General features: G+C 64.7%; 9 protein-coding genes. 5 read left to right on the top strand and 4 right to left on the bottom strand.

Going from position 1 to position 14,574, the window contains the following annotated elements; translation table 11 throughout:
• Positions 1-265: 265 nt before the first annotated feature.
• The 3 genes from RSPPHO_RS09140 to ptsP all read right to left on the bottom strand — a co-directional run bounded on the left by RSPPHO_RS09140 (position 266) and on the right by ptsP (position 5,511).
• A complete protein-coding gene (locus tag RSPPHO_RS09140) occupies positions 266-1,990 on the bottom strand; it encodes a PTS fructose-like transporter subunit IIB (protein WP_014414967.1) in 1,725 nt (574 codons plus the stop codon).
• A gap of 105 nt (positions 1,991-2,095) precedes the next feature.
• On the bottom strand, positions 2,096-3,037 hold the full coding sequence (gene pfkB / locus RSPPHO_RS09135) for a 1-phosphofructokinase (protein ID WP_014414966.1): 942 nt from the start codon (positions 3,035-3,037) through the stop codon (positions 2,096-2,098).
• Between the two features lie 11 nt (positions 3,038-3,048).
• The gene (ptsP, locus tag RSPPHO_RS09130) at positions 3,049-5,511 is read right to left on the bottom strand and encodes a phosphoenolpyruvate--protein phosphotransferase (protein WP_014414965.1); all 2,463 of its coding nucleotides are present in this window, start codon (positions 5,509-5,511) and stop codon (positions 3,049-3,051) included.
• A 108-nt stretch (positions 5,512-5,619) separates the two neighbouring features.
• On the opposite strand from ptsP, the gene RSPPHO_RS09125 reads away from it, so the two are divergent.
• Both RSPPHO_RS09125 and RSPPHO_RS21530 read left to right on the top strand, forming a co-directional pair.
• Positions 5,620-7,020, top strand: coding sequence for an ABC transporter substrate-binding protein (locus RSPPHO_RS09125; protein ID WP_197535597.1), 1,401 nt, complete (start codon positions 5,620-5,622; stop codon positions 7,018-7,020).
• On the top strand, positions 7,017-9,680 hold the full coding sequence (locus RSPPHO_RS21530; RefSeq protein WP_014414963.1) for a PAS-domain containing protein: 2,664 nt from the start codon (positions 7,017-7,019) through the stop codon (positions 9,678-9,680). Before RSPPHO_RS09125 ends, RSPPHO_RS21530 begins: the two co-directional genes overlap by 4 nt.
• A 66-nt stretch (positions 9,681-9,746) precedes the next feature.
• Here the strand turns inward: RSPPHO_RS21530 and RSPPHO_RS09115 are convergent, their stop codons facing one another.
• Positions 9,747-10,454: a response regulator gene (locus RSPPHO_RS09115; RefSeq protein WP_041794866.1), complete on the bottom strand. Its 708-nt coding sequence runs from the start codon at positions 10,452-10,454 to the stop codon at positions 9,747-9,749.
• Positions 10,455-10,789: 335 nt separating this feature from the next.
• Between RSPPHO_RS09115 and RSPPHO_RS09110 the strand changes: the two genes are divergently transcribed.
• The 3 genes from RSPPHO_RS09110 (at position 10,790) to RSPPHO_RS09100 (ending at position 14,447) form a co-directional block, all read left to right on the top strand.
• Positions 10,790-11,266 (top strand): hypothetical protein, encoded by a 477-nt coding sequence (locus tag RSPPHO_RS09110; protein WP_157879157.1) that lies wholly within the window; start codon positions 10,790-10,792, stop codon positions 11,264-11,266.
• A gap of 75 nt (positions 11,267-11,341) precedes the next feature.
• The gene (locus RSPPHO_RS09105; protein ID WP_051013781.1) at positions 11,342-13,042 is read left to right on the top strand and encodes a methyl-accepting chemotaxis protein; all 1,701 of its coding nucleotides are present in this window, start codon (positions 11,342-11,344) and stop codon (positions 13,040-13,042) included.
• 274 nt (positions 13,043-13,316) lie between these two features.
• Positions 13,317-14,447: a phosphatidylserine decarboxylase gene (locus RSPPHO_RS09100; RefSeq protein ID WP_014414959.1), complete on the top strand. Its 1,131-nt coding sequence runs from the start codon at positions 13,317-13,319 to the stop codon at positions 14,445-14,447.
• The last annotated feature ends 127 nt before the right edge of the window (positions 14,448-14,574 follow it).

Here is a 14,574-nt window from a genome sequence, read left to right as displayed (position 1 = left end):
CGCGATCGCTGCAACTCGCAAGACTTCTTTGTCTATTTTTTTGGACACTTTATGTAAGAAGACCATAATTTTCCATAATTTCATAGAGTTAACAAGCGCTATACTGTTGCGGTGCATAACGCTTATCCAGAAAAGGCGAGCCCTGCTGACTATACATTTGCGCGCATGAAGCCGTGGGACGCCAGACGTGACGGGAAACAAGAAAGGGAAGCTTGGGGAGGCGCGCCCCCCAAGCCCCTCGGTCTTCTGGTTTGTCCGAACGGCGTTAAGGGGTTTGTGGCAGGGGTTTCTTTAAAATGACCAGCGACGCGGTGGTCACCAAGGTGCCGGCGAGGATGGCCAGGGCATACTGGGCCAAGTTGCCGACCGCATTGGGAATCGCCAAAACGAAGATACCGCCGTGGGGAGCCATCAAGGTACAGCCAAGGGCCATGGACAGCGCACCGGTCACCGCCGAGCCCAGGATGAGCGACGGGATCACCCGGGCGGGGTCTTTGGCGGCGAAGGGGATAGCCCCTTCGGTGATAAACGACAGCCCCAGCATGGCCGCAGCCTTGCCGGCTTCGCGCTCGTCGGGCGTGAAGCGGTTGCGGGCGATCAGGGTGGCGAGGGCAAGGCCCAGCGGCGGGGTCATGCCAGCGGCCATCACGGCGGCCATGGGGGCGGTGGTGCCGGTGGTCAACAGGCTGACGCCAAAGGCATAGGCCGCCTTGTTGACCGGCCCGCCCATGTCCACGGCCATCATGCCGCCCAGCAACAAGCCGAGCATCACGGCGTTGGTGGTGCCAAGGCCGGAGAGAAAGCCGGTCAGACTGGTCATGAGATAAGCAACAGGGGTGCCGATGACGTAGACCATGCCCAAACCGACCACCAAGGTGGACAGCAAGGGAATGATCAACACCGGCTTGAGCGTCTCCAGAGCGGCCGGCAGGGTGATCTTGTCACGCAGCCAGCGCGCGACATAGCCGGCCAGGAAACCGGCGACGATCCCCCCCAAAAAGCCCGCGTTGAGATTGACAGCCAGCATGCCGCCAATCAGCCCCGGGGCCAAGCCCGGACGGTCGGCGATGGAGTAGGCGATAAAGCCGGCCAGCACCGGGACCATAATCTTGAAGGCCGCCCCGCCGCCAATGCTCATCAAGGCCGCCGCCAACGTGCCCTCTTGCTCGAAGGCCTTGATCCCGAACACAAAGGACAAGGCAATCAGCAAGCCCCCCGCCACCACGATGGGCAGCATGTAGGACACGCCCGTCAGTAGATGCTTGTAGGGACCGCTGCGCGCCGCATGGGAGGCCTTCGCCGCCTGGACCGCCTCGCGGTAGGCCGGTTTGGCGGCCCCAAGAACCGTGGCCTCGGCCATGGCTCGGGACAGGACGTCCTGGGGATGCTTCACCGCCTCCCCCACCGCCGCCTTGTAGACCCGGCGCCCCTGAAAGCGTGTGTCGTCCACGTGGGTATCGGCGGCAATGATCACGAGGTCGGCGCTGGCAATGTCCGCCTCGCTTAACGGGGTTTTGGCCCCCACCGACCCTTGCGTTTCGACGTGGAGGGTGTGACCGGCGGCGGCCGCCGCTTTCTTGAGGGCATCGGCGGCCATGAAGGTGTGGGCGATGCCGGTGGGACAAGCGGTCACGGCGACGATGGTCAAGCCTTGCTGCACCAAAGCGGGAGCGGCAACATCCTCCCAGGCCGCCCCCAACAAACGAGCCAAAACAAGTTCGGGATGACGGATGGCCTCGCTGGTCGAACACATCCCCATCCGCTTGCCGGCAAAGCGGCTTTCATCCACCCGAATATCCGCCGCGATCAGAACGACCTCGGCTTTGGCAATCTCGGCCTCACTCAAAGGATGCTCAATGCCCTGGGCACTCTGGCGCTCGACACGCACGGTGTGGCCTCGCCGCCGCGCCGTCGCTTCCAGCGCCTCGGCGGCCAGATGGGTGTGGGCAATTCCCGTGGGACAGGCCGTCACGGCAACGATGAATGTCATGGTTTCCTCCGGGACTGGACTAGCAAACCAGGAAGGAGGGGTCTGGGGAGGCCCGCCTCCCCAGCCTTCTCTCTTTTTTCTAAACCTCTCAGGACAGGCCGCCCCTTACACCGCAAGCACGCCAACGCTCACCTGCGCGGCCAAGGCCTCGATCCGCGCCAGAGCCGGCAGGCGCGGACCAATTTCGCCCAAGGCCCCCAGGGAAAACCCGGTCGCCAAGCGCGCCGCTGCTTCCCCCCCCATCCCCAGACCTTGGGCATGAACAAAGCCGGCGACCATGGCATCCCCGGCGCCCACGGTGCTGACCACGGCAACCGACGGGGGCTCGACCAGAAACACGCCCTCCGGGTCACACACCACCGCGCCTTCGGCCCCCATCGAGACCACCACCCGCCCCACTCCCCGCGCGCGCAACCGCTGGGCAGCGGCCGCCACGGCCTGAGCCGTGGGCAGAGGCACCCCCAGCAACTCTTCCAGTTCGGCACGGTTGGGCTTGATGAGGTCGGGACCAGCGTCGAGGGCGGCGGCCAGGGCAGCGCCGCTGGCATCCAGCACCACCAGGGCTCCGCGATGATGCCCCCAGGCGGTCAACTCGGCGTAGGTGGTCTCAGGCAGCCCCCGGGGCAAGCTGCCCGAGAGAACCAGGATTTCCAGACCCGAGGCCCTCTCCTCCAAGCGGGCCTTGACGGCGTCCAGGGCATCGGGGCCCACGCTGAGGCCGGGATAGTTCAGGTCAGTGACCGCGCCGCTTAGGGTGTCGATGATCTTGAGATTGGTGCGGGTCGCCCCGGGCACCCGAACGCAGGCATCCGTGATCCCGGCGGCGGCGAAATGGCGGGCAAAAAGCGCGGCGTTGGCGTCGCCAAGAAGGCCGGTCAGCACCACCTCATGGCCGACATGGGCGAGGAAGGAGGCCACATTGACTCCCTTGCCCCCCGCATCGTCCCGACTGGACACAACCCGGTTGACAGCCTCCAGACGAAAATCGGCCACCTGCACCGTCTGATCGACCGCGGCGTTCAGGGAGACGACGACAAGGCGAGACATGACACTCTCCTTCAGACCAGGGCCCGCACGGCGGCGGCATCAAGACAGGCCAGGGCACGCTGGGCCAAAGCCCGGTTGTCGGCCAGGGCCTGGGTGCGGATCTGCGCCTTCACGGCGGCAATACTGGGAATGGAAACACTGAGTTCGCGCACCCCCAGGCCGGTCAGCACGCTCACCCCCAGGGGATCGCCGGCAATGCCGCCACAGGCCCCAACCCAAATGCCGGCCGCGTCGGCCGCACGCACAGTCTGGTCGATCAGACGCAAAACCGCCGGGTGCAGGCCGTCGGCCTTGCGTGCCAAGGTCGGATGCATGCGGTCCATGGCCAGGGTGTATTGGGTCAGGTCATTGGTGCCGATGGAAAAGAAGTCCACCCGGCGCGCCAGTTCGGGAGCCATTGCCACGGCCGAGGGCACCTCGATCATGATGCCAATCTCGACAGGCGCGGCCCCCAGCTCCTGGCGCACGCTCTCGGCCAGGGCACGGGCCGCCTCCAACTCCTCGACCAGGGCAATCATGGGAAACATAAGGCGCACCGGCCCCTGCGACGCGGCGCGATAAATGGCGCGCAACTGGGTGCGAAACACGTCCTCATGGGCGAGACAAAACCGGATGCCCCGCTCGCCCAGGAAGGGGTTAGCCTCGGCCGGCTGGCTGAGATAGGGAATGGTCTTGTCGCCGCCAACATCCAAGGTGCGGATGATCAGGGGAAGACCGTTGAGGGCCTGGACCATGCCGCCGTAGATGGCCACCTGCTCGTCCTCGCTCGGAGCGGCATCGCGATTGACGAACAGGAATTCGGTGCGCAATAGGCCAACCCCCTCGCCCCCGGCGGCCACGGCGCGGGCCGCCTCGTCGCCATCGCTGATGTTGGCCACCACCTCAATGCGCTGGCCATCGGTGGTCAGGGCCGGCTTGTAACAGTCGCGGCGCTCAAGGGCGCGGCGGGCCTGGACTTCCCGACGCTGCCGCTCGGCCCAGGCGCGATCGGCCCCGGTGGGCTCGACCACCAAAACACCCTGGGCGCCGTCGATCAGCACCGGCTTGCCGGACGCCAACTCCAAAATGGCCTCGCCCATGCCCACCACCGCCGGAATATCCAGCGACCGGGCGAGAATAGCGGTATGCGACGTTGGGCCGCCGCTGGCCGTGCACAGCCCCAGCACCAGGGCCGGGTCGAGGTGCGCGGTATCGGAGGGAGTCAGATCCTCGGCAACCAAAATGCACGGCACGGTGGGCAGGGGGCTTTCGTCTTCAAGGCGATCGGCCAGCAAGCGCAACACACGGCGCCCGACATCGGCCAGATCGACGGCGCGTTGGGCCAAGACAGGATCCTTCATGCCAGCCAGCATTCCGGCCCGCTCGACATAGGTGTGCTCCCAGGCAAAAGCCGCACTGCGGCCCTTGCGGATCATGACCAAGGCGGCATCAATCATTTCCGGGTCTTCCAAGAACTCCTGGTGAGCCCGGAAGATCCCGGCGCGGGCGGCCCCGGTTTTTTTCCAAACGTCGGTATACAAGTCGTTGAGCTGGCGGCGCGCCGTGGCAAGGGCCCGGTCAAGCTTCTCAAGCTCCAGGGCCGGGTCGCGGGCGGTGGCGGCATAAACCAGACGCTCGCGGGCAAAGCGAAACACCGGCCCCAGGGCGCAGCCGGGCGACGCCGCCACACCCGAAAACACCCGCCCCTCGTAGGCCACGGCGCTGACAACGCCGGCCGGGGTCGCGACGGCCTCGGGCTCGTCATCAAGACCGCTTGCGAAGGCGTCTTGCACGGCCGTCAGGGCCTGCTGGGCATCGGGGCCCTCGGCCGATACCCGCAAGACGGCCCCAGGGCCGGCCCCCAGGCGCAGCAGGCCCCCCAGACTGCGGGCGTCGGCCACCTTGTCGCCGTGGCGCACACGGACCTGGGCCTGGAACCGCTTGGCCACGCCGACCAGCGCGGTGGCAGGACGGGCGTGCAGGCCATGGGCCCCGGGNACCGTGATGTCGAAGCCCTGGGCGAGATCTTCGGGGGCGGGGGTGACGGCAGAAACCGACGCTTGCGGCCGCTCACCGGTCAAGCGGGCCACGATGTCGTTGGGGTCGGGGGTGGTGGCCAGTCGAAGGGCCTCGGCCGGGTCGCCCAGAACATCAGTCAGGGCCGACAAGATCGCTAAATGCTCGTCGTTGGACGCGGCAATCCCCACCACGAGGTGAACCCGCTCGCCCGCCCCCCAGTCCACACCCTCGGGCACCTGAAGGACGGCCAGCGCCGTTGCATGAATCAGCGCGCGGTCGCGGGGCAGGCCATGGGGAATGGCGATGCCGTTGCCCAGGAAGGTATTGGCCACCTTTTCGCGGCCCAGCATGCTCTGGGCGTAACGGGGATCAACTTTTCCCGCAGCGACCAGCAACGCGACAACGGCCTCGATCGCCTCAGCCTTGGTGGCGGCGCAAGCACCGGTCTTGACCAGTGCGGGGGTCAGCAAAGCCATGGTTTCCTCCCGGTCGTGTTCGTGTCAGGCTCGGACGAGGTCTCCAGGAAACACCGGCTCCATGAACCGATGATGTCACGGGTTGGACGAGCGTTTGTAATATTTGTAATGATCTTCCAGGTCGCGCTGGCTTCCGGTGGGGCAGCCTCGACGCTGCATGTTTTGACCCGCGACGGCGAGCCTGTGGCCTCCCCGACCCGGCGCCACGCGGCGAGTTTCACAACCCGGACAGGCATTGCCGTCACGGTTGAACAACGCCCCTTCGACGATCTTTACGACGCGATCATGATCGGCTTCGTCACCAACACACTGCGCGCCGATGTTCTTGTGATTCCATCGGGATGGCTGCCGGACTTCGCCCCCTATCTCAGCCCGCTCCCGGCCTCCTTGAGGGCCAGTGACACCGTCACCGGGATCCACCCGGCCTATCGCGGCCTCATGCGCTGGGAGGACCGTTGGCTGGCCCTGGGGCTGGATGGCGACATGATGATCGGAGTCTATCGCCGCGACCTGTTCGAGGATCCAAAGACGCAAGCCGCGTTCCAGGCACGCCACGGCCACCCTCTGGCCCCGCCCACGACGTGGGACGAGTATCTGGAGATCGCCCGCTTTTTTCAGGGACGCCCGGGCCCGGAGGGCCGCCCCCTGGCTGGCACCTTGGAGGCCTTCGCCCCTGGAGGGCAACGTGTGTGGAGTCTGTTTGCCCACGCGGCGGCCTTTCTGCCCGAAGGACTTTTTTTCGATCCTCTCACCCTGACCCCGGCCCTGACCACCCCGGGGTGGCATCAGGCCCTGGAGGACGCCAAAGCGGCCCGCGCGGCGGGACCCGCGGACGCCGACCACATCACCAGCCATGACGTGCGCACCCGGTTCGCCCAGGGCGAGGCGGCCATGGCCCTGGACTGGAGCGATATCGGCGTCCTGGCCACCGACCCCCAGACCTCACGGATCCATGGCTCGGTTGGCTTTTTTCCCCTGCCTGGCAGCCGGAGGGTGTGGACCTCCCACGGGTGGCAAGACCTAGCCTCCCCGCGCCGCGTGCCGTTCTTGGGGTTCGGGGGCTGGATTGCCGCAGTCCCGGCCAGCGCCGCAGATCCAGAGGCGGCGTGGGCCTACGTGGCGTGGCTGGGCCGGCCCGAGGCCAGCGCCGCCGACGTGCAAGAGGGACGCTCGGGTTTCAACCCTCACCGCTTCGACCAGTTGGACCCCGCCGCCTCCTGGCCGTCCAGAGACCCGGCCGACGTCCGAGCCCTCCTGAGCCTGCTCAAGGAGGGCCTCGACGCCCCCGAAGTGATCCACGACCTGCGGCTGCCCGGCCTGCGCGCCTACCTTGCGGCTCTCGACCGCGCATATCACCGGGCACTGGAGGGCAGCGCCTCCTCCGAGGATGCCCTCCAAGAAGCCAGCCGGACGTGGGAAGCGTTGAGTGACCGACTGGGGCGAGCCAGTCAACGCACCCACCTTCTTCGGGAAATGTCCTCTTCCCCGTCCGGGAATCCGCCCCCATGACCGCCCGTCCGCGCTTTGGCATTCAAGCCCGTCTGCTCTTGATCCAGGGTTTGGCGGCCCTGGCCGTGATCAGTGCCGGCGCGGTGGCCCTGCTGGCGTTGGACGATATCCAAGACGAGGTGCAAACCCTGACCCAGCGCGACTTGCCGGCAGCAACGGCGGCTCTCGACCTGGCCCGGGTGGTCCAGCGCCTGCAAACGCAAGGGGCCTCCCTGATGGCCGCCGGCACCCCGCAGGACCGGGCGGCGCAGCAACAGCGCATCAAGGCCGATGCCCTTGCCCTGCGCCGCGCTCGCGACCCCCTCCAAGCGCAGCCCGCCCCGCCCGGCGCCGACCAGTTGGACCCCCTGGCGGCAGCGCTCGACACGGTGCTTTGCGAATTAGGCCTCGTCTTGGACCAGGAGGGCGCCCTGGCCAACGCGCTGGATCAGGAACGTCAACGGGTGCTGGCCACCCAGGACCGGTTGCGCCAGATTCTGGGGCCCTCGATCTTGGCGGTGTCTGCGATTACCAACCGCCCCACGCCTGGGGATCTCGCGGTCTACCGCGCCGCCGTCCAGGCCCAGGCCCCGCTGCTCTCGGCCGAGCGCCTGATCGACGCGGCGGTAGCCCAGATTTTGCTGGCGGCCGACGCCGAAACCCCGCAAGCCCTGACCCGCGCCCAGGAGGCCCACGCCCGGGCCTGGGGCGCCCTGCCCGCCCTGGTCGCCACCTTGCCCGCGGGCTTGCGCCCCGGGGTGTTGGAGGCCCTCGGCCGGGACCCCTTGATGTTTCTCTTACGCCGCCAAGCCCTCGACGCCGCCGCCCACCGCCGCGCCCTGGTGCAGCAGACCCAAACCTTGTCCCAAGCCCTCAAGAACCTGGGCGACCGCCTAGCCCTGGAAACGACCGACACCATGGGCAGCGTCACGACGCATTTGGGGGAGACGATCCGCACCAACGCCCTGGCCCTGATGCTGGCCTGCCTCGCGCTGTTGCTGCTGGCAACCGTGGTTTCCTTTTTCGCGGTGGTGCGGCCGGTGGGACGGGGCTTGGCTGGGGTAACCGACGCCATGTCGCGCCTTGCGGCCGGCAACCGCGACGCCCGGGTGCCAGCCCTGGAGCGCGCCGACGAAATCGGCGATCTCGCCCGGGCGTTCCAGGTCTTCAAGGACCAAGTATTTCGCCTGGAGGTCATGGACCGGGAACTGACCGAGAAATCCCACCTGCTGGTCGCCACCTTCGATACCATGAACGACGGCTTTTCGGTGTGCGATGCCGAGGGACGGCTGGTGGCCTGGAATCCGCGTTATCCCGACCTGTATGGCCTGGAGCGGGAAACGCTCAAGGTGGGCCTGCCGCTCGCCGATATCCTGGCAGACCTGGAAACGCGGGGCGCCCAGGCCCGGACCCCCGATGGCCGCCCTCTTGAGATGCCCAGCCTAGCCCAGGGGCGGACCACCGTGAGCCGGCGCTGCGAACTGCACTTAGCAAGCGGTGCCGTGGTCGAGTTGCGGTCCAATCCCATGCCCCGGGGCGGCTTTGTCACCATCCATACCGACGTGACCGAACAACGCGCTACCGAGCGCAGTTTGCGCCAAGCCCAGAAAATGGAGCTGGTCGGCCAGTTGACCGGCGGCATCGCCCACGACTTCAACAACATTCTGACCGTGATCCTGGGCAACCTCGATATCCTGGAACACGCCCTGGACGGCCCCTTGCGCGAGCGCGCCCTCAAGGCCCGGGGCGCGGCGCAGCGGGCGGCCCGGCAAGTGGAGCGGCTGATGGGTTTTGCCCGGCGCCAGACCCTGGTGCCCGAGAGCGTGGCGGTCAACACCCTGGTGGCCGCCGTTCACGAGCTTCTGGGCGAGGGGCTGGGGCCGGGCCTTGTCCTCGACACGGATCTGGCCGCCGATTTGCCCCAGATCTGGGTGGATCCGGGGCAGTTGGAAAACGCCCTGGTCAACTTGATTGTCAACGCGCGCGATGCCCTGGCTCACGGCCCCCAAGGACAGCAGCCCACTGGGACCGAAAGCGGCAGGATCCGACTTGCCACCCGCCCCGACCCCACCGGTGTGGCGCTGATCGTGAGTGACACCGGCCCCGGCATGACCCCAGAGGTCCTGGAACGCGCCTTGGAGCCGTTCTTCACCACCAAGCCCCCGGGGAAGGGCACGGGGTTGGGACTCTGTATGGTCTATGGCTTCGTCACCCAATCCGGGKGGCGCCTGCTCCTGGACAGCCGACCCGGTCAAGGGACCTCCGTCACCTTGCTTCTCCCCGCCGAGGATCTGCCGGACGAGGCCGCCGAAGAGGTCCCCCGTGCCGACCCCGAGGCCCTTGTTCTGGTCGTGGATGATGACCTGGAAGTTTTGGAAATCACGGCAAGACAGTTGCGCGACCTGGGCTATCCCGTGATCGCGGCCCCCGATGGGCCGAGCGCCCTGGCCATCCTCCAGACAACCCCGGAGGTGCGGTTGATGGTCAGCGATCTGGCCATGCCTCCCCCTCTGGATGGCCCGGCCCTGGCCCAGCGGGTGCGGGCGGTGCGCCCCGATGTGGCGATTGTCTTCACCTCGGCCCATCCCGCGGGTCTCGCCCCCCCGGGGGCCGAGGTCCTGGCCAAGCCGGTTGCACCGGCCCGCTTGGCCCGGGCCCTGGCGCAAGCCCTGACGCCTTAGGGCACGGTGGGCCGTCGCAACAAAGAAGGCAGGGGACCCTGCCCCACCCCCTCCAGACACGGGCCTTCAGCCGCGCGTCACCTCCACGTCGAACACATAGCCCACGCCACGCTCGGTTCGAATCAGGGTGGGGGCCTGCGGGTTTGATTCAATTTTGCGACGCAAGCGCAAAATCAGGACATCAATGGTCCGGTCAAACACATCGGCTTCATCGGAGCGGGTGCGTTCCAGAAGCTGGTCGCGGCTCAACACCCGTCGGGGAGACGCGGCAAAAACCTCCAGCAATTGAAATTCGGCACAGGTGAGATGAACCGGCCGGCCATCGGGAGCTTGCAAGGTCCGCGCGCTCAGATCCAAGACCCACCCGGCAAACCGGCGCCGGTCGTGGTCGTCGGCCACAATGGACCGAAGCCCGCCAGAGCGGCGCAAGACAGCCTTAATCCGCGCGATCAACTCACGGGGGTTAAATGGCTTCACCACATAGTCATCGGCCCCGATCTCCAGCCCGACCACCCGGTCGATGTCCGACCCCAGACCGGTCAGCATGATGATGGGGATCTCGGAGCTTGCCCGCAGGCGCTGGGCCAGCGCGAGACCGTCCCCATCGGGCAAGCGAATGTCGAGCAAAATCAAATCAGGGACATGACGCGCGAGAACCTCTTCCAAGGCGCGGACACTCGCGGCCTCGCATACCTCCCATCCCTGGCGGCGCGCTTCAAAGGCCACAAGGTCGCGAATATCGGAATCGTCATCGACAATCAGCACGCAGGTCATGGTGGTTCCGCCGCCCCCCGGGATTCGAGCCTTTTGGGGGTAAGGCATCCCGGGCGATTAGGCAACCCCAGGGGCGTCGCGCCAAATCAATTAAAAATTGAACTTAAAGACACAATACCAACGCTTAACGCCTTTCCCTCAAGGACATAAGGCAACCGGGAAGCACCGAACCCCCTTAAAAGTTGGACCTATGAACACGACGACCACATGGTCGCACATGTTTAAATTTCACTAGGGCCGTGACGTGGGTTCGATTATAAATATACCACTCATTGGATGCTCTCCATCATCGCCACCATGGCATGGTTGGAGGTTGTTTAGGTCAAGGAAGCACTATGATGAAAGTGTGGGCCTCTCTCGCCTTTGGCGTGTTGACGATGGGCTTGGCCGGACCGGCTCTGGCGTTTGACCGCGTTGACGTGGACGCTGTGCGTGACAAGGCGGTTAAAGTGATTGATGAAAAGGGCCTAAAAGACGGAGCGGCTTATCTGGGAGACCCGGCCAACGGTTTCCTCGACCTCAAGGGACCGGGCCTGCACACGTGGGCGGTGACCCGGAAGGGCACCATTGCTTTTGACCACTCCGGTCAAACCCAGCCGGACATGGACATTTCCAATCTCACAACCGTGGACGGACAAAACGTCACCACCAAAACCTTCTCCTATGCCGACAAACCGGAAGGCGGCGGCTACGACGATCAATCCTGGCCGCATCCGGTAACGGGGGCGATGGGAACGGCCTATGTGTCGTGCAAAACGCCCACCACCCAGCGCGATGTGGCGATCTGCGCGATGGCTTGGCCCAATCAGTAAGCGCATTGCGTGTTCGCAGGGGGGGCGGAGCCGGCGGCCTCTGCCCCTGAGGCCCCGGCTGGCAGGAAGCGTCCCATGAGCTTGTTCGAAAGAACGTCCGTCTCGTTCAAAATCTTCCTGGTTCCCGGCCTTTTGATTGTCTTTTTGATCGTTCTCACCCTGACGGCCTTGCGGGGATACCACTCCAATCTGACCGGGGCGGAAAACCTGCGTGACATCGCTCTCAACAAGGTGGCCCTGGCCAACGACCTGACCGCCACGGGCTATCGGATGCAGGGCAACTTGTTCCGACTGACCTCCTTTGGCCTGATGAAGGCGCCGCCCGAGCAGATGGAGCCGATTTTTACCGCCATTGATCAGGATCGAACACGGATCGACACCGCCTTCGCCCGCTTGCAGCAAACAGACATGAGCGATACGGATCGCCTTGATCTGGAGCAGATGGCCCCTTTGTTGCAGCGCTTCAGTCAAAATGCCGGCAACGCCTTAAAGACCGCACGAAGCAACCCTTCGTTCGGGGCGGCGGTGGTTCGGGCTGCCGGGATTGACTTCGATGCCTTCGTGGCCCGGATGGGCCAGTTCAGCCAGCGCCAGCAAGACCTGTTCAACAGCACGGTGGAAGAGGCGGTGGTCGGCGTCAAAACGGCGCAGTTGACCTTTGTTGGCGTGTTCGTGGGCGCGGTGGCGATCGCCTTGCTGGCGACCGTCATCGTGGGGCGTTCCATCTTGGTGCCGGTGCGCTTGGTCACGGACACCATGGGTCGGCTGGCCGATGGCGACTTGACGGCTCAAGTCCCCCCCAGCAGTCGCCGCGATGAACTGGGCGCCATGCTCCGGGCCGTGGCCACCTTCCGCGACAACCTGGAGGACGTGCGCGACCGATTGGCACGCCAAGCCGAAAGCCAAGCCGCGCAGCGGGAAAAGGACCGGGCGGTTTTCGTCTCCGGCTTGGTGGATCGCTTCAACGCCACGGTCGTTAAGTTGATTGGTGACCTTCAGGTCGCGGCCGACGACCTGACCGCTGGCGCAACGCAGATGCAGGCGGCCACGGCCCGCTCGGCTGATGAATCGCGCTCGGTGCTCCTGGCGGCCGAGGATGCCACGGGCAACGTGGCGAGCGTGGCCTCGGCGGTGGAGGAACTGTCGCTGTCCATCGGCGAGATGAGCCAGTCCATCGCACGCAGCGCCGAAATCATTGGCGATATCCGCCAACAAACCCTGAGCGCTGGCGAAACAGTGCGGGGCTTGGCGAGTGTGGCCGTCGAAATCGGCACGATCACCGACATTATCAACAACATCGCCGCTCAAACCAATCTACTGGCCCTCAACGCCACGATTGAGGCAGCGCGGGCGGGCGAGGCCGGCAAGGGCTTTGCCGTCGTGGCAACCGAAGTCAAGAGCCTCGCCACCCAGACCATTTCGGCAACGGCAGAGATTGCCCGGCAGATCGCCGCGATCCAAGGCACCACGGATGATGTGGTGCACGCCATGCAGGCGATCACCGATCGTGTGGAAGAGGTGAACGGCATCGCCACCTCGACGTCGGCCAACATTCAGCAGCAAAGTGCCGTGGCTCTGGAGATCGCCCGGACCACATCGTCGGTCTCGGCGGCAACCGGACAGGTCTCGGGGAGCGTGAAGTCCGTGTCGCATCTTGTTGTTGAGGTTGAGAAAATTGCTGGCAACGTCCTGGATCGCGCTCGCCTTGTCGCCGACGGCTCGGAAGGCCTGAACCAATCGGTTGATCGCCTTGTCCACGACCTGCAAAAGGGGTGAGCGATCCCCCCGCCTTAAAAAACCCCACAGAAAAAAGGTTGGGAAGGCACTCTCACGACCCTCATCACATGGGCACTTTCCCCATCCGAAGAACCAAGCAGGCCCTCTTTGTGTCTTTAAGATGAATTGTTGCATCAAAAGATTATTAGTAGTATTTTAACCGCGTTTCAGGAATTTCCTGATTCTTTCTCCTCTCGGCCGAGGTGGATTTCCCGTTGATGGATGCCTGACTCCCCCTTGGGAGACGGGACAGGAACTCCGCGAGGTCATCATCATGCACAAAGTCGTAGAAGAACTGCGAAGCCTGATTGCCGAAAACAATTGGGAAGATAAGTTTGATGTCGCGATTCGTAAAGCGGGAAGCTACAACATCCCCCAATTGCGCCACATCAAAACTCTGGAAGATTACTTGACCTGGATGGACAATCTTCTCCAGTGGCAGCCGATTGAAAACTATCTTGGGCGAGAAATTTACAATAGAATCTGTGAATTTTACTTCATCCTGAATCAGGAACCGGTGCGCGGTTTGCAAAACAGAGTGATCCCGGCGCAACAATCGGCCCCCCTGACCCCGCTCTCGCAGTGGATTGTGGCCTTTGCCGATGCCTGGGGTGAGTACCTGGACACCCCAGAGTCCATTAGCGATGCGTCGATCCTGACGTTTTACGCCTCGCCGCCGTTCAACATGGACGAGTATATGCCGCCCCCCAGCGGCTACCGCACCTTCAACCAGATGTTCGCCCGCCATGTGAAGCCGGGCATGCGCCCGATTGCCGCCATTGGCGACCCCAAGGTGATCACCGCAGCGGCGGATTCCACCTTGGTCGGCTGGTGGCAGATCAACGAACACTCCAAGATCCGGGTCAAGGCGCTGGAGTGGTCGATCATGGAACTCCTGGACGGCAGCCCCTACAAGGAGCGGTTCAAGGGCGGGGTGTTCATGCACAGCTTCCTCAACACCACCGACTACCACCGGCTGCACGTGCCGGTACCGGGAACGGTTCTGGAATCCAGGGTGGTGCTGGGGCAGGCCTATCTCGACGTCCAGGCCGTCCCCATCACGGGAAACACCGCCGGAGAATTCCGGGTTGCGGCCGTGCGCACGTTTGACGCGCAGGACGGAACCGGCTACCAGTTTGCCCAAGCGCGCGGTCTTCTGGTGATGGACAGCCCGATCGGGCTGGTGGCGGTCCTGCCCATTGGCATGGCGCAGGTGTCGTCGGTGGTCATGACAGCGGAAGTCGGCCGCACCTTGCACAAGGGCGAAGAGTTCTCTTACTTCCAGTTCGGCGGCTCGGACCACGTTATTTTGTTCGAGGCCAAAAGCAACGTCACCATCGTGGCCCAACCCAACGTTCATTACAACATGGGCCAAACCATCGCCCTCGCCTATCCTTCCCTTTAACAGCGAATCCTTTAATCATCAGAGGGGTCTGGGGAGGCAAGCCTCCCCGGCCTTTCTTTTTTGTGCGGAAATCCCCACCTCCCCCTTGTCGAAACGATTGCAGTTTCCACCTCATCCGGCATACTTG

The organism is Pararhodospirillum photometricum DSM 122 (genome assembly GCF_000284415.1).
Taxonomy (GTDB): domain Bacteria; phylum Pseudomonadota; class Alphaproteobacteria; order Rhodospirillales; family Rhodospirillaceae; genus Pararhodospirillum; species Pararhodospirillum photometricum.
The sequence above is the reverse complement of the archived record's forward strand: the minus strand, read 5'-3'. Positions and strand labels throughout refer to the sequence as shown.

Coding starts and splice junctions, on each gene's coding strand:
- RSPPHO_RS09125 (WP_197535597.1), top strand. CDS start 5,620: ATGATCTTCCAGGTCGCGCTGGCTTCCGGTGGGGCAGCCTCGACGCTG.
- RSPPHO_RS09105 (WP_051013781.1), top strand. CDS start 11,342: ATGAGCTTGTTCGAAAGAACGTCCGTCTCGTTCAAAATCTTCCTGGTT.
- pfkB (WP_014414966.1), bottom strand. CDS start 3,037: ATGTCTCGCCTTGTCGTCGTCTCCCTGAACGCCGCGGTCGATCAGACG.
- RSPPHO_RS09110 (WP_157879157.1), top strand. CDS start 10,790: ATGATGAAAGTGTGGGCCTCTCTCGCCTTTGGCGTGTTGACGATGGGC.
- RSPPHO_RS09100 (WP_014414959.1), top strand. CDS start 13,317: ATGCACAAAGTCGTAGAAGAACTGCGAAGCCTGATTGCCGAAAACAAT.
- RSPPHO_RS09115 (WP_041794866.1), bottom strand. CDS start 10,454: ATGACCTGCGTGCTGATTGTCGATGACGATTCCGATATTCGCGACCTT.
- RSPPHO_RS09140 (WP_014414967.1), bottom strand. CDS start 1,990: ATGACATTCATCGTTGCCGTGACGGCCTGTCCCACGGGAATTGCCCAC.